The following is a 23,704-nucleotide window of genomic DNA, read 5'->3' on the forward strand; positions in this document are numbered from 1 at the left end:
ACTTTCGTACTATTTTATTATAGCAAACTTTTCCTTATGGCTGTTTGCTTTTTTCAAATCGAGCTCGTTCCATGACACATCTTCATTTTTTCGCCGGTGTTTCTATAGAGGCTCTTTTCCCTTCATGATGCCACTTTTCGTATAATCCACCGATCGCACGAAATGACTCATGGACTCTCTCCACAATCTGTTTATGGATACTAGGGTCATTAGGTAAATGTGTGTGGATGTTGTCCACTTGATATTGTCTCATCATGTCTAGATACACAGTTAGAAAGATGGTGTCTTCTAAAATCCAATAAACGACTTCATCCGCCTCTTTTGTTCTTTTATGAAGCACTTTAATCCCTCGTTCATATTGAATAAGAATATAGCCGGCTGGATCAATTTCAATATAGGGGCTCAAATCATCAAAAAAACCAGTCGTTTGAAAAGGACGTGCAATATACGGTTCATATATGTCTTGGGGAAGAGATGTCTTTTTGAGACAACTGTCAATGCGCTTTATGAGTTCGTCTTTTTGCAAGATTTGATTCATTCTGATTCGCCGCCTTTGATGAGTGAAAAGCTGTCAAGGTTTTTCCTGACAGCTTTCTAGAATGTATTCTTCATTTTACAGGAACATGTAAACGGCACCAATAACCGCAAAAGTGCAGGCAACTACAATTAATACTTTGGCTAGTTTTTCCATGTCGTCTCCTTAAATGCCGGCTGCTACTACATAAGACAGCCCAACAGAAATAATGAGTGAAATAAACCCGACCGCTCTATTATCATTCTCAATCTCTTTGTCTACTTTAAATCGTGGTGTTAAAAATTCAAAAATGAAATAGCTGACGAGCAGCATCACAAAGCCGTATACGCCCCATCCGACCATTTGAAGAAGCGAGTTGTGCTGGGCGATGGAATGCTGAAAGACATTGGCAATCCCAAAAATCTTCCCGCCGGTTGCCATAGCAACAGCTAAGTTCCCCCGCTGAATCTCTTCCCAGTTTTTATAGGAGGTCACGAGTTCAAATATGGTAAGAAATAAGACAAGACATAGGACAGCCACGCTGTAATAGGCGGCAATTTCCACAAGTTCATTTTCCCAAAAGGCTTTCATGCGTTTTCTCCTTTTTACTTTAATTCGACGATGGTGACGCCTGATCCTCCCTCGCCTTGTTCTCCAAAACGAGCATTTTTTACACTACGGTGCTGTTTTAATAATTCCTGGACCCCTTTTCTCAAGGCGCCAGTGCCTTTACCGTGAATGATCGACACACGCGGATAGCCAGCTAAGACGGCATCATCTAAGTATTTCTCGACTCTGCTTAAGGCATTCTCATAACGCTCTCCTCTTAAATCAAGCTCAAGTGATACATGGTAGTCTTTTCCTTTGACCGCCGTGATGGCTTTCTCCTGCTTAAATTCCGGTGCTGATTTGATAAATTCCATATCTTTTTCTTTTACTTTCATTTTTAGAATGCCCATTTGGACACTCCATTCTTTGTTACCCGTTTGTTCGATGAGCGTTCCTTTTTGGCCAAACGTCAGCACTTTGACTTCATCACCTGGCTTTAGCTGTCTTGCTGCTTTTTTCACCGGCTCTGGTTTTTTCTTACGGTCAAACTCAGGGACAGCTTCTTCAAGACGCTTTCTCGCGTCAATGAGTTCATGTTCTTTGAATGAACGATGCTCACTTTTAATGGACCGAAGCTCTTGAATAATCTCTTCTGCTTCTTTTGTTGCTTGTTCAATTTTTTCTGCCGCTTTTTGTTCGGCTTCTTCAAGCAGTTTGTCCTTTTGTTCATTCCATTCAAGGATTTGTTTTTGCAATTCTTTATGGAGCTTCTCTGCTTCTTTTCTATAGAATTCCGTCTCATGCAGTTCTTCTTCTGCTTGTTTTTTGCTGTCTTCTAATGAAGCAATCATCTGATCGACTTCATTATGTTCCGCGTGCATATCTGCTTTTGCACGGTCAATTAAATGATGAGGCAGTCCTAGACGCTTGGAAATTTCAAATGCATTACTTCGTCCCGGCACCCCGATGAGCAAGCGATATGTAGGGGATAAGGTTTCAATATCAAACTCTACACTCGCATTTGTGACGCCTTCTCGGTTATATCCGTATGCCTTCAGCTCAGGATAGTGAGTCGTTGCGATGACGCGCGCATTTGTTTGATGAACTTCATCTAAGATGCTCATCGCAAGTGCTGCACCTTCAGCAGGATCTGTCCCCGCACCTAATTCATCAAATAACACGAGTGAATTAGACGTCAAATGCTTTAAGATATCCACAATATTGACCATATGAGATGAGAATGTACTCAAGCTCTGTTCAATAGACTGCTCGTCCCCAATATCAGCAAAGACTTGATCGAATACAGCCACTTCTGATCCTTCTTCGACTGGAATATGAAGACCTGCCTGCGTCATCAGCGTAAGAAGTCCGAGTGTTTTTAAAGTGACGGTCTTACCGCCTGTATTTGGACCTGTGATGACGATCGTAGAAAAATCTTTGCCTAGCTCAATATCATTTGCCACAACCTGATCTCGGGGCAATAGGGGATGTCTTGCCCGTTTTAAATAAATCTCCCCCTGGTTATTCACAGTAGGTTTTGTGGCTTTTTCTGCTTTTGCATATTTGGCTTTGGCGAAAATAAAATCTAATGTCTGAAGTTCATTCACATTATGAAGCAATTCATCAATGTGCTCTGACACACTCGCTGTCAGCATTTGCAAAATCTTTTCAATCTCTTGCTTTTCTTTTAGGCGAGTTTGCTGCAAGGTGTTATTTAAATCCACGACCACCTGCGGCTCAATAAAAAGAGTTGCGCCTGAAGAAGATTGATCGTGAACAATCCCTCCATAATTCGAGCGGTACTCTTGTTTTACGGGAATGACAAACCGATCATTACGAATGGTCACAATGGTGTCTGACAGCATTTTCGAGGCAGATTGTGAACGAATCATTGATTCTAATTTATCTCGCACTTTTGATTCTAGTGATCGTAACTGTGTTCGTATGGTGCGGAGGGCTGGCGTTGCGTGATCAAGCACTTCTCCATTATCACCAATACAGCTTTCGATTTCTTTTCTCACGTCTGGCAGTAAAATCAGCGATTCTGCATATGTATGAAGACGGGGTATCTCTACTCCGTCCTCATACATAGAGGCGAGAAAGTGCTTCATGTTTTTTGTGGTATATAACAGCGCCGCAATTTCCATCAGCTCAGAAGGGCTTAATATACTGCCTATTTCTGCTCGTTTGACTCCTCGTCTAATATCCGTTAACCCGCCAAACGGCGCAGATCCTTTTAAACGAATCACATCTTGCGCTTCTGCTACCTCTTCTAGCAGATGCTGAATGCTCTCGATATCTGTGAGTGGTATTAAGTCCTGCGCTTTTTCTTTCCCTAAAGTCGAAGCAGTATAGGACATGACTTTTTCTTTTACTTTATGAAATTCTAATGATGCTAACACTTTTTGTTGCAGCATGGTCCAGCCTCCTAACGACTACCTGTCACGCGTTAAAAACTTTTTCATCTCATTGAGTGAAAATGTATTCACGACATTTGCTTTTGGTGTCCATCCTTTTCTTGCAGCTGTGACACCGACGTCCATATGATCGAGCATAGCGATGTTGTGCGCATCTGTATTGATCATGATGTTCACACCCGCTTCGTTTGCTTTCATTAAATGCTCTGTTTTTAAATCAAGTCTTGACGGGTTGCTGTTGAGTTCCAGTGCAGTGCCCGTTTTTTTCGCAAGCTCTATGAGCTGATCAATATTTAAGGCATAGCCGTCTCGTCTACCGATCAAACGGCCAGTTGGATGAGCAATTAAATCCACATGCTGATTATTCAAGGCATTTTCTAGGCGCTCCATAATGACTTCCTCCGGCTGAGAGAAGCTAGAATGAATAGACGCAATGACAAAATCCATGTCTGCTAGAAAGTCATCATCATAATCTAACGATCCATCCGGCAGAATATCCATTTCGACCCCTTTGAAAATGTGAAAATGCTCGAATTCTTGATTCAGCTTATCAATTTCTTTTGCTTGCAAACGCAAACGTTCTTTTGTTAAACCGTTTGCTACTTTTAAATATTGTGAGTGGTCTGTAATGGCCATGTATTCATAGCCTTTTGCGATACATGCCTCTGCCATTTCGCGAATAGAAAAAGCGCCATCACTCCATGTCGAGTGCATATGAAGATCGCCTTTGATATCTTTTCGTTCTACAAATTGCATACTTTCTTTATACGTATCAATCTCTGCTCCGGTTTCACGAATTTCTGGCGGAATGAGCGGAAGTTGGAAATGTGCATAAAAAGCGCTTTCGTCTTCAAATGTTTTCACATCCCCAGTTTCGATCGTTTCAACCCCATATTCACTAATACGCTCACCGCGTTCCTTCGCAAGCTGGCGCATACGAATGTTATGATCTTTTGAGCCAGTGAAATGGTGCAGCGTTGTTGCAAATTGGTCTGTTGTCACAAGCCGGAAATCTACACTGATTTCAAAATCAAGTGCAAGCATGACAGATACCTTCGTATCACCGCTCGCAATGACATCTTTGACATCATCAAGAGCAACAAGTTGTTCTCTCACTTGTTCAGGATTATCAGTCGCAATGATGTAATCTAAATCTTTGACCGTTTCACGCGCACGTCTTAAACTGCCCGCTCTTGAAAAACGGATGATTCCCTCCATCTGTTCCAGCGCATGATCAATTCGTTCTGCCACATCTAATGCAAAACCAATTGGCAGTCGTTCTGGCTGCTTTCCCGCCTCCTCAAGAGCGGCAAGAATCTTTTCTTCTGTTTTTTTGCCAAACCCAGCAAGCGTTTGTACTTTTTCCGCTTCACATGCTTCTTTTAAAGACTGTGCATCGTGAACACCAAGCTCTTGGTAGAGCTTAGCAATCTTCTTCCCGCCGAGTCCTTGCAATTTTAAGAGCGGGACAAGTCCTTCAGGCACTTCTTTTTTTAATTGTTCGAGTGTTTCAGACTGTCCTTTTTCGATATACTCTGTGATCACAGCAAAGGTTCCTTTTCCAATGCCGGGTAATGCTAATAGGTCATCTATTTGAGAAAGACTGCGGTCATCTTGTTCCAGTGCCGCAGCTGCTTTACGAAAGGCAGAAATTTTAAAAGGATTATCTCCTTTTAGCTCCATATAGACTGCAATTGTTTCAAGAAGTTTGATAATATCTTTTTTATTCATCTCTCATCCTCCAGCCACTTTGGCATCTTCCTATATAAATATACAAACTTTCCCTTCATCCTACAACTTTCTGTCATGGAATGAGAAAAAACTTCTCCAAGAAAGGAGAAGTTCTTAAACTCCATACGTCGACCAGAGGTCTTTGACAAGACCGGACAGGTAAGGGGTGCTATTTACGATCACATCTGCTAACATTGATTTGCTCATCATGGTTTGAAGCGCATCGACTGGAAGTAATGCAGCCACAAACAATAGAATAAACACAAATAGATAGGTTTCAAGAAATCCTAAAACAGCGCCAAACAGTTTGTTGACCTGTTTAATCACAGGGATACTTGCAATGGTTGTGAGCAATCCGCCGATGATAGCGAGCAGGATTTTGGTCAAGATAAACAGAATGATAAACGCAATGGTATTATAATAAGCTGTTTCTAGATTCCCACTAAAGAAAGCGAGCTGCGCTTGACCGCCGCTAAAATTAGGTGCTGGAATCCACGTAAGCTGTGGTGCAAGTGACTGATAAAACATAGAAGCCACTAAAATAGAAACAACAAAGCTAATCAATTTAATAAATTGAAGAATAAACCCGCGTTTTAGACCGACAAGCGTTCCCATAAGAAGCAAAAACAAAATGATGATATCGATCACGGTAATTTCATTCCTTTTCTTTTAGATGAAGCTCTAGTTTTTCGTATTGCTCTTTTAATTTCAAGTAGTCGTGGACGACATTGACTGCTGTCAGTACAGCTAATTTGTTTATATCAAGGTATGGATTTTTTTCATTGATTTCTCTCATTTTATCATCAACAATTGAAGCAACATGTCGCATATGCATCTTCGTTTCTTGGCCGATGATCGTATAGGACTGTCCGTAAATCTCAACTGTTGTTTTCGTTTTACCGCCGTCAGACAACGTTTCTCCTCCATTCCACGAGAATCCTAGTCTCTATCATAACATGTTTAGACATTGAATGGAAAGACGAGCCCTTCCCTGTTATGGTACACTTTAGAAATCAATGATATCAAGGTAAAAAGGAGTTATCCACTGTGCCCCAATCCGTCTTAAAAGCAACATCAGAAGACATGAAAAAAATGAAGAGCGTGTACGCTCAGCATTTAACTGACACTTTGCCGCCAGGCGCTCTTTTTCAAGCAAAGGTTCCCGGCTGTACGATTACAGCCTACAAATCTGGAAAAGTACTGTTCCAAGGACAAAAGGCAGAAGCTGAAGCGAGTCAGTTCAACCATTTACAAACAGCTGAAACAAAAAGCAAAAAAACACCATCCATCACACAGTACAGCCCACCACCCGGCATTGCTTCCATGTCGGTTATTGGCTCAGATGAGGTCGGTACTGGCGATTATTTTGGACCCATTACGGTCTGTGCGGCTTATGTTGATTCCAGTCAGCTTGCTCTCATGAAAGAGCTCGGGGTGAAAGACTCAAAAGGACTAAAAGATCCGCAGATTATCAACATTGCCAAAGACTTGATCAAAACCATCCCGTTCAGCCTTCTCGTGCTTCGGAATGAAAAATACAATGCGATGCAGGAAAAGGGCATGAGCCAAGGGAAAATGAAGGCACTGCTTCATAACCAAGTCATCACCTCCGTGCTAGAAAAACTGGATGGCAAGAAACCAGAAGCCATTCTCATTGACCAATTTGCCGAACCAGGCATTTATTTCAGGCACCTTGCAGGGAAAAAGATCATTCGGGAGCGTACATATTTTAGTACGAAAGCAGAAGGCATCCACTTATCGGTTGCTGCAGCTTCTATTATTGCAAGGTATGCTTTTTTAATTGAAATGGATAAATTATCAAAAGCAGCGGGCTTTGACATTCCAAAAGGGGCCGGTCCGCATGTTGACAAAGCGGCAGCAAAGCTGATGAAACAGCACGGCGAAGAGGCTTTACGCCAATTTACAAAACTTCATTTTGCCAACACCCAAAAAGCGAAAAAATGGTTATAATCAAAAAAGAGCTATCGCCCATAAAGCGATAGCTCTTTTTATTATCCGCGCAAGACGGCTTGATACGTATCTTCTAATGCTTTCAATACGTTTGTATGAACAGCCGTGACTTCTTCCTCGGTCAACGTTTGTTCTGGGTTTAAATATTGCAGAGAGAATGCAACAGATTTCTTGCCTTCTTCCATATGCTCACCCTCATACACATCAAAGACGGAAAGGTCTGTGAGCAATTGGCCGCCAGCTTCATAAATGACTTGCTCAAGCTGTCCGCTTGAAATATGCTGATCGACGACAAGTGCGATGTCTCTTGTCACTGCTGGGAATCTCGGAATAGCCGTATATTTCATATCCTCTGTTTCAGACGTCATTACATCTGTTAAATCAAATTCAAATACATACGTTTCTTTTAAATCTAATTCCTTTTCCACTACTGGATGAAGTGCAGCTACAAAGCCAATCACTTTTCCATTTAAATGAACATCGGCTGTACGTCCTGGGTGAAGGCCCTCACGCTCTGCTTGAACATACGTGATCTCTTCTGATACACCAAGCTTTTCAAACAGCCCTTCTGCAATACCCTTCGCTACATAAAAATCGACAGCTTTTTTCTCGCCCTGCCAAAGATTTTTATGCCAAAGACCTGTTAACGCACCTGCCACATGCTCTTTCTCTACTGGTTTTGCGCCTTCCGTTTCCGCTAAGAAAACAGAACCTGTTTCGTAAAAGGCAAAAGAATCAGCTTGTCTTGCTAAGTTATATGCGACAGAATCAAGTAAGTTTGGCAGAAGGCTTTGTCTCAGCACACTGCGTTCCTCACTCATTGGCAGGGAAAGTCTTGTTTGATAAGCTGAATTTAAAGCAAAGGCTGTGGACTTATGCTGATTCGTTAATGAATACGTAATCGCTTGAGAAAGCCCTGCGCCCTCTAAGAAACGTCTCACCTTTCTGCGCTTCACTTGGTATGGCGTGAGACCGCCAACGGTACCAGCTGTCGCAGGCAGTGTAGATGGAATATTGTCGTATCCGTATAATCTCGCGACTTCTTCAATGAGGTCCTCTTCAATCGTAATATCCATTCTGCGGGAAGGAACCGTTACGACAAGCACATCATTTGATTCACCCACAGTAAAGCCTAGTTTGTTGAAAATCTGAATCATATCTTCTTTTGAAATGCTCATGCCAAGCACCTTGTTCACACGCTCAGTTGATACGTGGATGACATTCATACTTGTTTCAAGGTGGTTTTCCTCAACTGTACCACTTAGCACTTCGCCACCTGCATACATACTGATCAATTGCGCTGCTCTTTCGGCTGCTGATTTCGTCCGCTGCGGATCGAGCCCTTTTTCAAATCGTGTGCTTGATTCACTGCGAAGCCCTAAGTCTCTAGATGCTTGACGGACGGTTTGTCCGTTGAAATATGCCGCTTCTAAAAGAATCGTTGTCGTCTCATCACGCACCTCTGATTCAAAACCGCCCATGACGCCTGCAACAGCATGCGCTTTTGTGCCATTTGTAATGACAAGATGCTTCGAAGACAATGTACGTTCTTGTTCATCCAGAGTTTGAATCATTTCATTTTCAGCCGCTTTACGTACGACCACCTGCTTTGAACCAAACCTGTCATAATCAAAGGCATGTAGAGGTTGACCGTATTCAAGTAAGACAAAATTCGTAATATCCACGACGTTGTTAATTGGGCGGATACCTGCATTCATCAATCTTGTTTGCATCCAAAGCGGTGCTGGTCCAATCTTTACATTTTTAATGATCTTCGCTGCATAAAGTGGATTCGCTTCTTGATCCTCAATTTTAACAGAAATATAGTCTGCTGCTTTTTCAGAAGAAGTGTCATGCGCTGTATCAGGAAGCTTGATGTCTCTCCCTAAAATGGCGGCAACCTCATAAGCCACTCCTAGCATATTAAGGGCATCGGCACGGTTTGGTGTTAAGCCAAGTTCAAGTACCGCGTCATCTAATTGAAGCGCTTGAAGGGCATCATCTCCTGGTTTCACGTCATTCGGGAAAACAAAGATACCTTCTGCATATTCTTTTGGTACGAGCTTGCTCTCTACGCCTAATTCTTGCAGAGAACAAATCATGCCATGAGACTCTTCACCGCGCAGTTTTGCTTTTTTAATTTTAAAGTTTCCAGGAAGGACTGCACCAACCGTTGCGACGGCCACATGCTGTCCTTTATCCACATTTGGAGCCCCACATATAATTTGCACCGGTGCGTCTTCGCCGATATCAACAAGACATTTGTTTAATTTATCCGCATTCGGATGCTGTTCACGTTCAATGACGTGTCCAACGACAACACCTTTGATGCCTTCGCCTTTATACTCAACGGCTTCCACTTCAATTCCGCTTCTTGTGATTTTCTCTGCTAATTCATCCGGCTGAATGCCTTCTAAATCGACATAGTCCTCTAACCATTTATATGAAACAAACATGTTGATTTCCTCCTCTTAGTCCTGCTTAAATTGCTTCGTGAATCTAATATCATTTGTGTAGAAATGACGAATGTCATCTATGCCGTATTTCAGCATGGCAATACGTTCAACACCCATTCCAAAAGCAAAGCCTTGGTAAGTATCTGGATCAAATCCGCTCATTTTCAATACATTCGGGTGAACCATTCCTGCACCTAAAATTTCAATCCAGCCTGTTCCTTTACATACAGAACAGCCTTTCCCGCCGCATTTAAAGCATGACACATCAACTTCAACGGAAGGTTCTGTGAATGGGAAAAAGCTTGGGCGCAGTCTAATTTCACGATCTTCACCAAACATTTTTCTTGCGACTGTCTCAAGCGTCCCTTTGAGGTCACTCATGCTAATATTGTGATCGACCACAAGTCCTTCAATTTGCATGAATTGATGGGAGTGAGTGGCATCATCGCTGTCACGTCTATATACCTTACCAGGGCAGATGATTTTCACAGGGCCTTGGCCTTTATATTTCTCAAGTGTACGTGCTTGAACGGGTGATGTTTGCGTTCTCATGAGTGTGTCTTCAGTAATATAGAAGCTGTCCTGCATATCACGTGCCGGATGTTCTTTTGGAAGATTGAGCGCTTCAAAGTTATAGTAATCTGTTTCTACCTCTGGGCCCTCTTCAACGGTATAGCCCATGCCGATAAATAAATCTTCAATATCTTCTACGACAATCGTTAATGGATGTCTTGCCCCGATTTTGATCGGACTTGCTGGTAATGTGACATCAATGGTTTGAGAAGCCAGTTTCTTTTTCACTTCTTCTGCTTCTAGCTGCTCATTTTTTTCAGCAATGGCACCAGCAATCTGCTCTCTCACTTCATTTGCAAGTGCGCCCATTTTTGGTCTTTCTTCAGCGGAAAGCTTGCCCATTCCGCGCAGCACTTCTGTAATCGGACCTTTTTTCCCTAAATATTGAACACGAATATCATTGACTTCTTTGAGCGAGCTGGCTGCTTCTACCTTCGCTATCGCTTCTGTTTCAAGCTGTTTTAACGTTTCTTGCATGAGTGTTATCCTCCTTTTAATATACAAAACCGTCTGAATAAACGGGTGTTTGATTGTTTGAAGACAATAAAAAAACCCGCCCCTCCAAAAAAGAAGGGACGAGTTGTGGTCGCGGTACCACCCTTGTTAAGCACAAATATATGTGCGAATAAGCTTCATTGACATAACGGAATCAAACGAATCCGGTTCACCTTTACGCAAAACCTGCGGTCCCGGTGACAACTCCAGAGGTGAATTCCTGTTTCAGCATTCCTTAAATGCACTTTCAGTCTACGATGCATTCTCCCTATTAGGACGCTCCGTGAAACAATCTTCCTCTATCATGGTTTTTAAAATATTAGTTTCATTATAGTGAAAAATAGGACGTGATGCAACACTATCCGCGCAAATGATAGACAAGAACCGCTGCTGCCACAGCCACATTTAATGATTCCGCTTGTCCGTACATTGGAACATATAAATTTTGATCTGTCATTTGAAGAATCTCTGGATCAATACCTGCTCCCTCGTTGCCTACAATTAACGCAAATGGACCTTCTGATGCTATGTGTCTATACTCTTTCGCATCTTTCAAAGCACTGCCATATACAGGTATGCCTTGCGCCTTTAATGCTGGAATTGTCTGTTGTAGCGTTTGTTTTAAGATAGGCAGGTGAAAATGAGACCCTTGTGCTGAACGGAGCGTTTTTCCGTTAAACGCATCAACGGTTCCATCCCCTAGAATCACAGCATCAAGCCCCGCTGCATCTGCTGTCCGAATGAGTGTGCCTAAATTCCCCGGATCCTGCACTGCATCTAACAGAAGCATTCGTTCATACTTTTTCTCCTCAAATACAGGAATTGTACAAACCGCTGCGATTTGCTGAGGTGTTTCCGTTTCCGTCATCGCAGTAAAAGCCTCTTCACTTAATTCATACAGCTCAATGTCAGGCTCGATGTCAGCAGGGAGCATGTCAGGCGTTGCGACCATTAACTCTTTTACAACCCCGCTTTTCAATGCTTCTTCTACTAAGTGTTTTCCTTCAACAAGGAACAGCCCTGTTTTCGTTCGTTCTTTTTTTGTATGGAGCTTTTTCCATTGTTTAATGTGTGCGTTTTTAGCTGATTCTATATATTTCAAGCGACTTTAACTCCTTTAAATATCATGAATTTATTATATCTCAAGCACACTACATAATAAACCTGTCTTTGAGACAGAATAGGGCTATCACCATCAAAAAAGGAGTGTGGGCAATGGATTTTAATTTAAGAGGCGCAGTGATTCAAAACATTACTGGCCATAATCAAGAGCAGCTTGAGCATACGATTTTAGATGCGATTCAAAGTGGCGAGGAAAAAATGCTGCCAGGGCTTGGCGTTTTGTTTGAGGTGTTATGGCAAGAGGCATCAGAAGATGAAAAAAATGAAATTCTTGAAACATTAGAGCAGGGCTTAAAGCCTGAGCATCAGCAATAACAAGAAGCCGGTTTGCTTATCTCTGAGCAAGCCGGCTTTGTTCATTTAGCCAGTGATTGGCGTCTCCATTCGAAGAGCAGGATCGCGCCAAATCTCGATCCACTTTTTAATAGCGAACACGATAATGACAAAACCTAAAATCAGCATAATCATCGAAAGCACGGCATTCAGTACACTGTAGCCAGATGCTTCAGGATTGAGATAGACATTCGCAACCATCCAATAACCCGCATAATTCACCGTCACATATAAGTAAGCAAGTGGAATTAAACAAGTCAACATATACCGTCTTTTATCCGCAATTTTTAATACAACCGTCGCCCCAATGATTAATCCGACCGAGGCCATTAATTGGTTTGACACGCCAAAGAGTGCCCAAATGGACCCAATGTCTCCAGAGTAAAGCAAGTATCCCCACATAAAACAAGCAAGTGCACTTGCAAAGACTGACCCTGGTACCCAGTCATTTCGTTTCAGCGGTTTATATGCTTCTCCAAAGAAGTCTTGGATCAAATATCGCGCGACACGGGTTCCTGCGTCAATCGCCGTTAAAATAAAGACGGCTTCAAACATAATCACGAATTGGAAGAAATAAGAGGCCAAATGACTAAAGAACGGAATACCCGTAAAGATGTACGCCATCCCTACAGCTAATGTAACAGCTCCACCTGTTCTTCCTTCTAAGTCAAGACCGATTTCTTTGCTTAGTTGAGGAAGATTCTCGACACTCATACCAAGCGTACGGAACACTTCAGGTGTACTATTAATTGCAAAATAATCTCCCGGATGAAGCGCAGTAGCGGCAATTAACGCCATGATTCCCACTAAACATTCTACGAGCATCGCGCCAAACGCAACCGGCTTCATATCACTCCAACGATCTAGCATTTTTGGCGTTGTGCCAGAGCCAACAAATGCATGAAAACCAGAAATCGCACCACAAGCAATGGTAATCGAAATAAAAGGCCATACAGGTCCAGCTAAGACAGGCCCTCCTCCATTTACAAACTCCGTAAACGCCGGAAATTGGATGGTTGGATTAACCACAAAGATTCCCGCAATCAGCGCAATGAAAACACCAATTTTCATAAAACTGCTTAAATAGTCTCTTGGTGCCAAAAGCAACCAAACCGGCAGGGCCGCAGCAAAAAAAGCATAGATTGGCAGGGCAAGAGCAAGCGTTTTTGTATCAAGTGTTAACAAATCTCCAAGTGCTGTTCCTTGAATATTCGGTCCAAGGAATACCCCCAACATCAGTAATATGAATCCCGCAGATGTCGCCAGCTTTAAATTGCCAGTCTTTTTATAATAAAGGCCGACTCCCATCGCTATTGGAATGGTAATACCAACTGCAAAGGTTCCCCAAGGATTTCTTTCTAAAGCATGAAGCACAACCATGGACAGTCCTGCCATTGTAATTGTAATAATAAATAACATGGCGAGCCCTGTGCAAAATCCCGCCACAGGACCAAGCTCCTCTTTCGCTACCTCGGATAGTGATTTCCCCTTTTTTCGCATGGAAGCAAACAAGACCACAAGATCATGAACAGCTCCGCCAATCACCGCTCCAATTAAGAGCCAAAGGAGACCAGGTAAATACCCAAATTGTGCGGCTAAAATCGGACCAACTAATGGACCAGCAGCGGCAATTGCAGCAAAGTGATGCCCAAATGTGACCCATTTGTTTGTTGGCACATAATCTTTCCCATCCTCGAGTGCATGAGCCGGTGTAGGATGATCATCTGTGACCTTTAATACCTTCACCATCATAAACGTGCCATAGAGGCGATAGGCAATCGCTAAAATACACATCGATCCTATCACAATTGAAACCGCATTCATTTAACCATCCCCTTTGTATAAACAATTTGTTACAAATATAACATAAATTGATTGATTTTTCTTTCTTTTAAAACCGAGTTGACAAATAGGAATAATTGATTTAATCTAAAATAAGCTTCACCTACTTCCATAAACTCTCTTTTGACAGAGCCTCAATTGGCTCTGTCCTTTTTATTGATTTCATCTTACATAAATACAAGATAGATCACATGTGCCTTCCTCACTAGAAAAATATCACTTCATTTACTGAAAACAGTTCTTTTGACACAACTTACATTCCAAAGTTCATTTCCTGGGAAATTCAACGCAATTAAAAAACCTTTCCCCATACTGAGGAAAGGTTTCATCATTAAGAACCGTACGTAATTTGTTCGACCGTTTTTTGATCAAGTCTTTTGATGACTTCTGTTAAAAGCTTCACCGCATTTTCATAATCATCTCGATGAATCATGGCTGCATGGGTATGAATATATCTGCTTGGAATCCCGATGGATAGTGATGGAACGCCATGACCTGTTAAGTGAATACCTCCAGCATCTGTTCCTCCACCTGGCATGGAATCATATTGATAAGGAATGTTTAATTCATCTGCAGTTTGGACAACAAAATCGCGAAGCCCTTTATGAGAAACCATGGAAGCGTCGAATACAACAATCGTTGGTCCTTTGCCAAGTTTGCTTGTTGCTTCTTTTTCAGTAATACCTGGTGTATCACCTGCTACTCCAACATCAATAGCAAATCCAATATCAGGCTGGATTGTAGCTGCAGCTGTTTTAGCTCCGCGTAAGCCAACTTCCTCTTGGACAGTTGCTACACTGTATGCAATATTTTCATGCTGAGTATCCTTTAAATTCTTCATGACATCAATCGCTACTGCACAGCCGATACGGTTGTCCCAGGCTTTTGCAAGAAGCATTTTTGCGTCATTCATTACCGTAAACTCAAAGTAAGGTACGATTTGATCTCCAGGGAGGACGCCCCATTCCATTGCCTGTTCTTTGCTCGAAGCCCCAATATCAATGAACATATCTGTGATTTCGATTGATTTCTTTCGTGCTTCTGGTGATAAGACATGTGGCGGTTTAGAACCAATCACACCTGTAATGTCTCCTTTTTTCGTCACAATGGTGACACGCTGCGCCAACATAACTTGTGACCACCAGCCACCGACCGTTTGAAAACGAATATAGCCTTTGTCATCGATTTTTGTCACCATGAATCCTACTTCATCTAAGTGACCAGCAAGCATCACTTTAGGCCCATTTGCATTTCCTTCCTTCTTAGCAATTAAGCTGCCAAGGCGGTCTGTAGAGACTTCATCCGCATATGTTTCTATGTATGACTGCATGACTTTTTTTACATCACGTTCATTTCCTGGAATCCCTTTTGCATCCGTTAGGTCTTTCAGCATAGTTAATGTTTGATCTAGTTTTGTCATTCTGTGTATCCTCCTTTTTCTTCATGGTGCATTCTTATTATACAAAACCTCTTTCGTTCAATACGATCTTTTTATGAATATTTTTTCGTTAATCGAAATATTTTTTTAAAAAAAGTTGAAACCTTTTGTCTTTCTCATTCGTAGTACATCAGATAACGGTATTGGAGGTGCATCCTGTCATGTTTGTCATCCTCATTAGACTTGCTCTTGTTGCATTGCTTGTCTATATTTTCTACATGGCGGTAAAATTCTTCTCAAACCCGAGAAGAAAGCTGAAACAAGCACAATTAAAAGAAGGCTTTTATTTTATGGACGAACAGCAAAATGCCCGTAAAAATTTTAATTTCGTCTATAAAGGTGTCTTGTTTGAAGGGGAGAAGCATGTTCCTTCTAAGGATCATCCTCTGTTTGTCCACTCCATTTACGTTTGGACGGAGTCACCTGAGAAGCTAAATGAATTCACATTAGAAGACTTTGAAAAACTTGAGGAAAACATCATTGAACGGTATCCTCAAACAAAAATTGATTGGGATCAGCCCATCAAAAAAATCAAACAAAAAAAGGGAGCAGACACGCCGACTTAACGGCGTCTGCTCCCTTTTCAGATGAGATTGAGATAGACCAATATCACCAATTGGACAACAATTAAAGCAGGCATACCCATTTGAAAGGCAGGATGCTTCGTTTTATGACGGAAATACTGCATGCCAAGAAATGACCCAGCAGCACCAAAAAGTACTGCGGTACTCCATAAGTGCGCTTCTGATATTCTCCATTTGTGTGCTTTCGCCCGGCGTTTATCCTCTCCCATGAGACAAAACCCATAGACATTGACCAAGATGAGCAGCACGATCAGAGCGATATTCATTGATTTCACCTCACATGATGAGAAAAAAAGATCACTCCTTGGCGGAATGATCTTTTATATGACTTACTTGTCTAGTTGTGCTTTTGCAGCATCAGCAAGCTGGTTGAATGCGTTTAGGTCATTCACAGCAAGATCAGCAAGCATTTTGCGGTTTACTTCGATACCAGAAAGCTTTAAGCCATGCATTAAACGGCTGTAAGAAAGACCGTTCATACGAGCTGCAGCATTGATACGAGTGATCCATAGTTTACGGAAGTCACGTTTTTTCTGACGACGGTCACGGAAAGCGTAGTTTCCAGATTTCATCACCTGTTGGTTTGCTACTTTATATAATCTATGTTTTGAACCGAAATAACCTTTTGCTAATTTAAGAACCTTTTTACGACGCTGACGCGACACAGTTCCGCCTTTTACTCTTGGCATTGTAATTCCCTCCTATGTTTCCTATTCCAGATTACTTGATGTTTGCAAGTTGTTGTTTGATACGTTTGAAATCTCCAGCACTTACGATTGCGCTCTTACGCAATTTACGTTTTTGCTTTGTAGATTTGTTAGCGAACAAGTGACTTGTGTACGCATGAGAACGTTTAAGTTTACCAGAACCTGTTTTTTTGAAACGTTTAGCAGATCCGCGGTGAGTTTTCATTTTTGGCATTGGATGTTTCCTCCCTCTGTTACTTTTACTTTTCGACTTTTGGTGCAAGCATGAGGAACATGCTGCGTCCGTCCATCTTAGGTTTTGTTTCTACTGTTGCTACTTCAGCGCAAGCTTCAGAGAAACGGTCTAACACGCGCTGTCCGATTTCTTTATGCGTAATCGCACGGCCTTTAAAACGGATAGAAGCTTTCACTTTATCTCCCTTTTCAAGGAATTTGATTGCATTACGGAGCTTCGTGTTAAAATCATGTTCATCGATTGTCGGGCTCAACCGAACTTCTTTTAAGCTAATGATTTTTTGATTCTTACGTGCCTCTTTTTCCTTCTTCTGTTGTTCGAATCGGAACTTACCGTAGTCCATGATTCGGCAAACAGGTGGTTTTGCATTTGCAGCAACTAACACAAGGTCAAGATTGGCTTTCGTAGCAATTTCCAGAGCTTCCTGGCGGGTTTTAATCCCCAGCTGATCGCCATTTTGTCCGATCAAACGAACTTCACGCGCACGAATACCTTCATTAACTAATTGATCTTTGCTAATAGTGAGCCACCTCCATGAGATTTTGAATTGAGTTCACAATTCATTTTGACCATTTCGTTGTATGTTTTACAGGCAAACAAAAAGTGTGGGCATATAAAACACCCACACTGCGAACATTTGCATGAAAAAATAAATGTACGGTCAACCTGTCAACTACAAACATGTGTCAATCAGGTGAGAAGCGGGTGCTTCTGCTTGTGATATCTATTCAATTCGTTAACTATTCTACACAATTTTCATTTGTCCGTCAAGTAACCGAACTCTTGAAACAACTTTTTCATTTTAGCATGACGAAACGATTTGGGCAAGCTTTTTTCAAACAATGCTGCGATTAAAGTATCAATTGCAAGAAGATTGGGATGACAATTACGGTGACAACCCCTACTACCACCACAGCGATACTCGCCATTGCCGCTTCCACTTCCCCCATCTCAATCCCAACAGAAACGCCAAGCGCATGTCCAGAAGTACCAAGTGCAAGGCCTTTGGCCACTGGGTTTTTAATCCGAAACAATTTTAAGAAGAAGGCACCTAGCGCATAGACAATCACCGCATTAAAAATGACTGCAAAGGCTGTAATATCTGCAATTCCGCCAATATCTTTTGCAATTGGCAAAGCAATCGCTGTCGTCGCTGCTTGTGGGAGCATGCTTTTCATAACAGCAGCATCAAGATGAATCCCTTTTGCTACTACATAAACAATCGTAATAGAACAAAGTGAGCCGACAAAAATAGCGGATAGAATTTGCCACCAGTATTTCTTCAGCAGTGCTCGCTGTTTATAAAGAGGAATCGCAAACGCGATGGTCGCAGGCTCTAAGAAAAACTTGATAATCTTACCGCCTTCATTATAATCTGCATAGGAAAAACCGCCAATTTTCAAAAACAAAATGCCTAACACCATGGCAACAAATAGCGGGGTAAATAAGAAGAAACCTTTAGACTTTTTAAATAAAAATGTGCCAATCCCAAAGGCCACTAATGAGACGACAATGCCAAAATAAGGACTCATAGTACTTGTACCCATCTTACACCTCTCCTTTAATGCGTAGTTGAAGCTGGTTTATTTGAATGAGAAGGAGTGGATTTGCTCTCCTTTGTCTTTTGTCGCTGCTGTGGTCTTTCTGATAACTGCATCAGAAGCTGAGAGAACAGCCCAGTGGCGGCAAGTAACATAATGGTTGCAATGATAATCACACCCACTACCTGTACCCCTACTTCTTGCATGACACCTAATGATTGAATGACTGAGATACCAGAAGGAACAAATAGAAAACTAATAAGACCTGTCAATGAACTGCCTAATTGCTCTACTTGCTCTAGTTTCACAATCTTTGTTGTTAATAAAATAAATAATAGAACCAAACCAATAACAGATGCTGGCATCGGAATCGGTAAATACATTGAAATGAGATTAGAAACGAACATTACCGTTGCAAAGATAAATGCTTGAGATAGAAATCCATATACTTTTGTGGCACTCATGCCCTTTCACCTCTTTCTTCGACTGCCCTTAGTATATGGCATGAAACAAACAAATGAAGCGTTTACAATAAAACTCACCTAATATCCTGACTGAAATGCAAAAAATGAGGATTGAAATGCAAATGAAAAAAGCCGCCCTATTCTAATAGGAGCGACTTCTTTAGTTCTTTCGCATATGTTCGGCTGACAGGGATGATAGACCCATCTGTCATATGAAGATTATACGTTGAATTAAACCAAGGCTGCACTTCTTTCATATGAGACGTGTTGACGATATAGCTTCGGTGAACTCTCATAAAATAAGCCTCAGGTAATTTCTTTTCAATGACCACAAGCGGTTCTGTCACCTCATACATTTGATCTCTTGTTTTCACAACCTTTTTTCCTTCACTAAGCCCTACATACATAATCTCGTCAACCTGCAAGATCACAATAGACTCATCGACAGAGATCGCTAATTTTTGGTTGTGAGAAAATTTGTCTTCTGAAAGAGACGGTTCCTGCGTCTCAATAGCTTTCCACTTCTTAAACTTTTGCATCGTTTGCAACAGCCGCTCTTCATCAAAAGGTTTTGTTAAGTAATCTAGTGCACTCACCTCAAACGCCTTCAGCGCATATTGATCAAATGCTGTAGCAAATACAATCGCCGGCGGATCAGACATTCGGTTGAGTCTTTTGGCAATATCAAATCCATTCTCACCTGATAAATCGATATCTAAAAAGAGCAAATCGGGCTTATGATCGACCATCCGGTCAAAAGCAGATTCTATATTTTCCGCTTCCTCTATTTGAACATTCTCTTTTGTTCTTTGTAACAAATATTTTAATTCGTCTCTTGCTAAAACTTCATCATCTACAATCAATACCTTTATCAACGAGAATCATCCTTTTTTACATAATCCATTGGAATGCGAAATGAGATGTCAGTGCCTTTGCCGCTATGAATGGATAAAGCAGCTTGCCGGCCAAAAATTCCTCTTAGCCGCTGGTCTAAATTATAAAGTGCTGTACCTGTTCCTTCTTTTGATTCAACTGGCGATTTTAATAATTGAGCCATCTTGTCGTCTTCAATCCCCTGGCCATTATCTGTGACTTTCATATAGACATGCCCATCTTTTATCAAAGCGGATACGATGACTTCACAAGTTGTTTGATGTTTAGGAAAAGCATGTCTCACTGCATTTTCAACAAGCACTTGAAGCACAAAGGGAGGGATCATGACCTGTTCCAGCTCTTTTTCAATTTGAAAGGTCACTAGATATTTATTTGGAAATCTCGCTTGCTCCAGTGATAAATAAGCCTCCACATGCTGAATTTCTTTATGCATTGGAATAAGCAGCTGGCGAGCACCTTGTAAATTCGATCGAAAATAAATACTCAGCTGTAGTAGCAACTTCCTTGCCATCTCTACATTCGTTCTACACAAAACGGAGATGGTGTTAATGGCGTTAAATAAAAAGTGCGGATTCACCTGGGCCTGAAGCGCCTTGATCTCTGCATCTTTCAGCAGACGGCTTTGGGTCTCAGCCTCCCCAAGCTCAAGCTGTGTGGAAAAGAGCATCGCCAAACCTTCTGCAAGCTCTTCTTCTACTCTGCTTAATCCGACTGGAGAATTGAAATACATTTTTAATGTTCCAATTGTTTGACCATTAGACGTGAGTGGAAGCACTATGGCTGCTTCAAGCGGGCAGTGGGCGACTGAACAATTGATTTCATCTTTTGAGTGCGCCTTCATAATCTTCCCACTTATCAACACTTGCTTAGACAGTCCTGTAATCAGGCTTTTCGATGGAATATGATGATCTGTTCCATCACCGACATGCGCTAAAATCTTTTCCGTATCTGTTAAGGAGACAGCATCTGTTTCTGTTAAACGATGAATGATTTCTGCCACACTTTTACATGATTGTTCGTTTAGCCCTTGCCGGAAATAAGGAAGTGTTTGATCTGCGATAGAAAATACTCGATGCGTCTGCATTGCTTTCGCCTGCTCTTCTTGGCGAATTACTGACTGTAAAATAGATAAAAAGATAAAACTCCCGATTCCATTCACAAAGATCATCGGCAGCGCAATAATACTCACAAGGCCCCAAGCATCAGCAAATGGCTTCGCAAACAGAAGGATAATGACCATTTGTAAAGATTCCATCGCTACACCAAAAATCGCTGCTTGTCGCGGTGTGACCATTCGATTCTTCCGCTTAAATCGCCTGCCGACATAGCCTGCAATCACACCGGCTAAAATGGAAGAAATTGCACAGCTAAGCGCGGTGCTCCCTCCTAGTGAATAGCGATGAATGCCAGCTAAAAGCCCAGCACCAATCCCTACAAACGGCCCTCCTATTAAGCCGCCCATTTCGATCCCCATAATTCTCGTATTGGCGATAGAACTTGATGAGCCTAAGTGATATGAAAATTCGTGGTTCATCACAATCTGCTGCTGGATTTCAATTCCAGTGTAATTGCTGATGATACTAAAAGAAGCAAAGATAAAGACAAGGATTGCCTTTTTTCGAAACCCTTGATTATGTAGTAAGAGATTGCGAAAGCCCTTGACATGGGCAAGCACAAATCCCAAAATAACGATGATTCCTACACGCTCAATCATCATAATAATTAAATGAAGCAAACCGGCCACCTCAATTGATGTATGTGATATCTACTGTCTATCTATTCTATCATGCACGGTCAATGCTCAAAAATCTCTCAAATCTTTTCTTTATTGCCCTCTGCTTCTATTGTAAAATGAACATGAGCCTGTCACATGCAATTGAGGGTAACTACATACATAACAAGGGAGAAGATCATGAAAGCCGTATTTTTCGATTTAGATGATACTTTGCTTTGGGATGAAAAAAGCATTCATACCACTTTTCAGGAAACATGCAGGGAAGCGGAAAAGAAATATGGACTTGATCCAGAATCGTTTGAACAGATTGTGCGTGAAGAAGCAAGAAAGCTGTACTCTTCTTATGAAACATATGATTATACTGTTATGATTGGCATTAATCCTTTTGAAGGACTGTGGTCTAATTTTAGTGAGCCGATTAGCGAAGGCTTTCAAAAGCTGAACGCCCTTGCACCAGAGTATCGCAAAAATGCCTGGACGAACGGCTTAAAAGAGGCAGGCATTGATGATGAAGCATTTGGTCAATACTTAGCAGATTTCTTTGCAGCAGAGCGCAGAAAACGCCCGTATGTCTATGAAGAAACGTATCCTGTTTTAGAGCGCCTGAAGGGCACCTATGAATTACTCCTTTTAACAAATGGAGATCCTAGTCTGCAAAAAGAAAAACTTGCAGGTGTTCCGGAACTTGCCCCTTACTTTAATGAAATTGTGATTTCAGGAGATTACGGAAAAGGAAAGCCTGACCCTGGCATCTTTGAGCACTGCCTTCAGCTGTTAAATCTCACAAAAGATGACGTCATCATGGTAGGAGATAATCCAAAAACAGATATTCTCGGCGCTTCTCGCGCTGGCATCCAAACCGTTTGGATCAATCGTCATGGCAAGAAAAATGAAACAGATGTGACTCCAGATTATGAAATTAAAGACTTACACGAATTGTTTGATATTTTAAAATAAACCATAGGAAAAACACCCTTCTCCTGATCGAGATTGGGTGTTTTTTCGTTTTGGGCTATACAATTGCTGCTAAACTTTGTGCTTGACGATCTAAGCCGCGTGCTGCTTCTCCTACATTCATGAATTCCTCGCTTGCCTGCTTGACAAGATCCCGGTTTGTAAACACGCTTGTCTTTGCACGGCTTGTTCCGTTGCTGACCTTTTCAACTTCTAAATGGATCGCCTTCACATAACGATCCACCTTTACGATCGCTTCCTTTGAATCTGTCGCAAGCTTACGGATTTCTGCCGCGACGACACTAAAGCCATTTCCATAGGAACCCGCATGCGCAGCTTCTATGGCCGCGTTCAATGCGAGCAGCTGCGTTTGGGAAGCGATACTGTTAATCGTTGTAGCAATTGAGCTGATCGACTCCACCTGCTCTGTTAACCCTTCTAGCAAACTCATGTTTTGATCAGTTTCATTCGCAATATGTTCAAAAGAAGCATTTACACTTTGACTATGCTGGATGCCGATTTCCGCTCGCTCCATTAATTTTGCAGACATATCCTTTAGGTCTTCTACTACCTGCTTCATTGTGTTTTCTCTCTCCGTAATATCTGTTGCCACTTTCACGACAGCCACTACATTCCCCTCTTCATTGAGCACTGGTGTATACGTCGCTTCAAGCCATAAGGTGTCACCGTACTTCGTGATCCGCTGCACCTTTTCCTGAAACACTTGACCATTCTTCAAACGCTTCCAAAACATTTGATAACTTGCGTCTTCTGCAATATGCGGAGGACAAAACTGTCTATGCTTTAAACCAATCATTTCTTCCTTTGAATATTTCATGGCTTTTGCAAAAATATCATTGACCCATAGGACCTTACCTGTGACATCAAATTCAATCATCGCCAGTGAGTGCTCTAGCGCACGAAGCACAGCTGATTGCTCCAATACTTGTGTTGATACAGTATTTGTTGTTTGAATCATTGCTTTCATTCCCCCCATTTGCCTCTCTCTAATAGTACATACTTACCCATACTTTCGTACTATCTAAACGTATCATTTGCGTACTTGGATCACTAGTGGAGAATTTTTTTCCATAAGAAAAAAGCCAGTAACCTCAATAGATGAGATCACTGACTGTTTCGTGCGCCTTC

At 41.7% G+C, this 23,704-nt stretch carries 24 protein-coding genes and 1 other annotated feature; of the genes, 4 read left to right on the forward strand and 20 right to left on the reverse strand.

Annotated elements, in window-relative coordinates; all coding sequences use genetic code 11:
* Positions 1-82: 82 nt before the first annotated feature.
* From NSQ17_RS13445 to zapA, 6 genes are all read right to left on the reverse strand, one after another.
* Entirely contained in the window at positions 83-538 is a 456-nt protein-coding gene (locus tag NSQ17_RS13445) for an Imm63 family immunity protein (RefSeq protein ID WP_007501636.1), read from the reverse strand.
* 162 nt (positions 539-700) lie between these two features.
* Positions 701-1,105, reverse strand: coding sequence for a DUF350 domain-containing protein (locus NSQ17_RS13450; protein WP_007501637.1), 405 nt, complete (start codon positions 1,103-1,105; stop codon positions 701-703).
* Positions 1,106-1,119: 14 nt separating this feature from the next.
* Positions 1,120-3,477: an endonuclease MutS2 gene (locus NSQ17_RS13455; protein ID WP_024718639.1), complete on the reverse strand. Its 2,358-nt coding sequence runs from the start codon at positions 3,475-3,477 to the stop codon at positions 1,120-1,122.
* A 21-nt stretch (positions 3,478-3,498) separates the two neighbouring features.
* A complete protein-coding gene (gene polX / locus NSQ17_RS13460) occupies positions 3,499-5,211 on the reverse strand; it encodes a DNA polymerase/3'-5' exonuclease PolX (protein WP_024718640.1) in 1,713 nt (570 codons plus the stop codon).
* A 114-nt stretch (positions 5,212-5,325) separates the two neighbouring features.
* Positions 5,326-5,859 (reverse strand): CvpA family protein, encoded by a 534-nt coding sequence (locus tag NSQ17_RS13465; protein WP_039964092.1) that lies wholly within the window; start codon positions 5,857-5,859, stop codon positions 5,326-5,328.
* A gap of 7 nt (positions 5,860-5,866) precedes the next feature.
* Positions 5,867-6,124: a cell division protein ZapA gene (gene zapA / locus NSQ17_RS13470; protein ID WP_008345998.1), complete on the reverse strand. Its 258-nt coding sequence runs from the start codon at positions 6,122-6,124 to the stop codon at positions 5,867-5,869.
* Positions 6,125-6,258: 134 nt separating this feature from the next.
* Between zapA and rnhC the strand changes: the two genes are divergently transcribed.
* Complete coding sequence (gene rnhC, locus NSQ17_RS13475; protein WP_024718641.1) at positions 6,259-7,182, forward strand: ribonuclease HIII; 924 nt, start codon at positions 6,259-6,261, stop codon at positions 7,180-7,182.
* Between the two features lie 41 nt (positions 7,183-7,223).
* Here the strand turns inward: rnhC and pheT are convergent, their stop codons facing one another.
* The 3 genes from pheT to NSQ17_RS13490 form a co-directional block, all read right to left on the reverse strand.
* Entirely contained in the window at positions 7,224-9,638 is a 2,415-nt protein-coding gene (pheT, locus tag NSQ17_RS13480) for a phenylalanine--tRNA ligase subunit beta (protein WP_039168856.1), read from the reverse strand.
* 15 nt (positions 9,639-9,653) lie between these two features.
* On the reverse strand, positions 9,654-10,688 hold the full coding sequence (pheS, locus tag NSQ17_RS13485) for a phenylalanine--tRNA ligase subunit alpha (RefSeq protein WP_008346004.1): 1,035 nt from the start codon (positions 10,686-10,688) through the stop codon (positions 9,654-9,656).
* A 376-nt stretch (positions 10,689-11,064) separates the two neighbouring features.
* A complete protein-coding gene (locus NSQ17_RS13490; RefSeq protein ID WP_041506747.1) occupies positions 11,065-11,808 on the reverse strand; it encodes an RNA methyltransferase in 744 nt (247 codons plus the stop codon).
* A gap of 113 nt (positions 11,809-11,921) precedes the next feature.
* On the opposite strand from NSQ17_RS13490, the gene sspI reads away from it, so the two are divergent.
* The gene (gene sspI, locus NSQ17_RS13495) at positions 11,922-12,143 is read left to right on the forward strand and encodes a small acid-soluble spore protein SspI (protein WP_008346010.1); all 222 of its coding nucleotides are present in this window, start codon (positions 11,922-11,924) and stop codon (positions 12,141-12,143) included.
* A gap of 45 nt (positions 12,144-12,188) precedes the next feature.
* Here sspI and cstA read toward each other — a convergent pair whose 3' ends face one another.
* The gene (cstA, locus tag NSQ17_RS13500; RefSeq protein WP_039168858.1) at positions 12,189-13,985 is read right to left on the reverse strand and encodes a carbon starvation protein CstA; all 1,797 of its coding nucleotides are present in this window, start codon (positions 13,983-13,985) and stop codon (positions 12,189-12,191) included.
* Between the two features lie 349 nt (positions 13,986-14,334).
* Complete coding sequence (locus NSQ17_RS13505; protein ID WP_217967926.1) at positions 14,335-15,423, reverse strand: M42 family metallopeptidase; 1,089 nt, start codon at positions 15,421-15,423, stop codon at positions 14,335-14,337.
* 179 nt (positions 15,424-15,602) lie between these two features.
* On the opposite strand from NSQ17_RS13505, the gene NSQ17_RS13510 reads away from it, so the two are divergent.
* Entirely contained in the window at positions 15,603-16,007 is a 405-nt protein-coding gene (locus tag NSQ17_RS13510; RefSeq protein ID WP_008346017.1) for a hypothetical protein, read from the forward strand.
* Between the two features lie 17 nt (positions 16,008-16,024).
* Here NSQ17_RS13510 and NSQ17_RS13515 read toward each other — a convergent pair whose 3' ends face one another.
* The 8 genes from NSQ17_RS13515 to NSQ17_RS13550 form a co-directional block, all read right to left on the reverse strand.
* Positions 16,025-16,291 (reverse strand): DUF1294 domain-containing protein, encoded by a 267-nt coding sequence (locus NSQ17_RS13515; RefSeq protein WP_024718648.1) that lies wholly within the window; start codon positions 16,289-16,291, stop codon positions 16,025-16,027.
* Positions 16,292-16,354: 63 nt separating this feature from the next.
* Positions 16,355-16,714, reverse strand: a complete 360-nt coding sequence (gene rplT / locus NSQ17_RS13520; protein WP_007501659.1) for a 50S ribosomal protein L20 — start codon at positions 16,712-16,714, stop codon at positions 16,355-16,357.
* 31 nt (positions 16,715-16,745) lie between these two features.
* Complete coding sequence (gene rpmI / locus NSQ17_RS13525; RefSeq protein ID WP_003216324.1) at positions 16,746-16,946, reverse strand: 50S ribosomal protein L35; 201 nt, start codon at positions 16,944-16,946, stop codon at positions 16,746-16,748.
* A 25-nt stretch (positions 16,947-16,971) separates the two neighbouring features.
* Positions 16,972-17,487, reverse strand: coding sequence for a translation initiation factor IF-3 (infC, locus tag NSQ17_RS13530; RefSeq protein ID WP_024718649.1), 516 nt, complete (start codon positions 17,485-17,487; stop codon positions 16,972-16,974).
* 71 nt (positions 17,488-17,558) lie between these two features.
* Positions 17,559-17,690: a sequence feature (ribosomal protein L20 leader region), on the reverse strand.
* A 128-nt stretch (positions 17,691-17,818) separates the two neighbouring features.
* Positions 17,819-18,514 (reverse strand): antiholin-like protein LrgB, encoded by a 696-nt coding sequence (gene lrgB, locus NSQ17_RS13535; RefSeq protein ID WP_172673019.1) that lies wholly within the window; start codon positions 18,512-18,514, stop codon positions 17,819-17,821.
* Between the two features lie 14 nt (positions 18,515-18,528).
* Positions 18,529-18,972, reverse strand: a complete 444-nt coding sequence (gene lrgA / locus NSQ17_RS13540; protein ID WP_035391171.1) for an antiholin-like murein hydrolase modulator LrgA — start codon at positions 18,970-18,972, stop codon at positions 18,529-18,531.
* Positions 18,973-19,109: 137 nt separating this feature from the next.
* Positions 19,110-19,847: a LytTR family transcriptional regulator DNA-binding domain-containing protein gene (locus tag NSQ17_RS13545; RefSeq protein WP_135009383.1), complete on the reverse strand. Its 738-nt coding sequence runs from the start codon at positions 19,845-19,847 to the stop codon at positions 19,110-19,112.
* Positions 19,844-21,601, reverse strand: a complete 1,758-nt coding sequence (locus NSQ17_RS13550) for a sensor histidine kinase (protein WP_135009384.1) — start codon at positions 21,599-21,601, stop codon at positions 19,844-19,846. Before NSQ17_RS13550 ends, NSQ17_RS13545 begins: the two co-directional genes overlap by 4 nt.
* Before the next feature lie 177 nt (positions 21,602-21,778).
* Here NSQ17_RS13550 and NSQ17_RS13555 point away from each other — a divergent pair, with 177 nt between their 5' ends.
* Complete coding sequence (locus NSQ17_RS13555) at positions 21,779-22,558, forward strand: HAD family hydrolase (protein WP_024718651.1); 780 nt, start codon at positions 21,779-21,781, stop codon at positions 22,556-22,558.
* A gap of 55 nt (positions 22,559-22,613) precedes the next feature.
* Here NSQ17_RS13555 and NSQ17_RS13560 read toward each other — a convergent pair whose 3' ends face one another.
* Entirely contained in the window at positions 22,614-23,534 is a 921-nt protein-coding gene (locus NSQ17_RS13560; protein WP_024718652.1) for a methyl-accepting chemotaxis protein, read from the reverse strand.
* Positions 23,535-23,704 lie beyond the last annotated feature (170 nt).

Source organism: Bacillus sp. FSL W8-0629, assembly GCF_038593225.1.
Classification (GTDB): Bacteria; Bacillota; Bacilli; order Bacillales; family Bacillaceae; genus Bacillus; species Bacillus altitudinis.

Excerpts from the sequence above, each read along its gene's own strand:
- NSQ17_RS13450 (WP_007501637.1), bottom strand. The coding sequence starts at position 1,105 with ATGAAAGCCTTTTGGGAAAATGAACTTGTGGAAATTGCCGCCTATTAC.
- cstA (WP_039168858.1), bottom strand. The coding sequence starts at position 13,985 with ATGAATGCGGTTTCAATTGTGATAGGATCGATGTGTATTTTAGCGATT.
- sspI (WP_008346010.1), top strand. The coding sequence starts at position 11,922 with ATGGATTTTAATTTAAGAGGCGCAGTGATTCAAAACATTACTGGCCAT.
- NSQ17_RS13560 (WP_024718652.1), bottom strand. The coding sequence starts at position 23,534 with ATGATTCAAACAACAAATACTGTATCAACACAAGTATTGGAGCAATCA.
- NSQ17_RS13555 (WP_024718651.1), top strand. The coding sequence starts at position 21,779 with ATGAAAGCCGTATTTTTCGATTTAGATGATACTTTGCTTTGGGATGAA.
- NSQ17_RS13515 (WP_024718648.1), bottom strand. The coding sequence starts at position 16,291 with ATGAATATCGCTCTGATCGTGCTGCTCATCTTGGTCAATGTCTATGGG.
- lrgB (WP_172673019.1), bottom strand. The coding sequence starts at position 18,514 with ATGGGTACAAGTACTATGAGTCCTTATTTTGGCATTGTCGTCTCATTA.
- rplT (WP_007501659.1), bottom strand. The coding sequence starts at position 16,714 with ATGCCAAGAGTAAAAGGCGGAACTGTGTCGCGTCAGCGTCGTAAAAAG.
- NSQ17_RS13510 (WP_008346017.1), top strand. The coding sequence starts at position 15,603 with ATGTTTGTCATCCTCATTAGACTTGCTCTTGTTGCATTGCTTGTCTAT.
- polX (WP_024718640.1), bottom strand. The coding sequence starts at position 5,211 with ATGAATAAAAAAGATATTATCAAACTTCTTGAAACAATTGCAGTCTAT.
- lrgA (WP_035391171.1), bottom strand. The coding sequence starts at position 18,972 with ATGAGTGCCACAAAAGTATATGGATTTCTATCTCAAGCATTTATCTTT.
- NSQ17_RS13445 (WP_007501636.1), bottom strand. The coding sequence starts at position 538 with ATGAATCAAATCTTGCAAAAAGACGAACTCATAAAGCGCATTGACAGT.
- rpmI (WP_003216324.1), bottom strand. The coding sequence starts at position 16,946 with ATGCCAAAAATGAAAACTCACCGCGGATCTGCTAAACGTTTCAAAAAA.
- pheT (WP_039168856.1), bottom strand. The coding sequence starts at position 9,638 with ATGTTTGTTTCATATAAATGGTTAGAGGACTATGTCGATTTAGAAGGC.
- NSQ17_RS13505 (WP_217967926.1), bottom strand. The coding sequence starts at position 15,423 with ATGACAAAACTAGATCAAACATTAACTATGCTGAAAGACCTAACGGAT.
- pheS (WP_008346004.1), bottom strand. The coding sequence starts at position 10,688 with ATGCAAGAAACGTTAAAACAGCTTGAAACAGAAGCGATAGCGAAGGTA.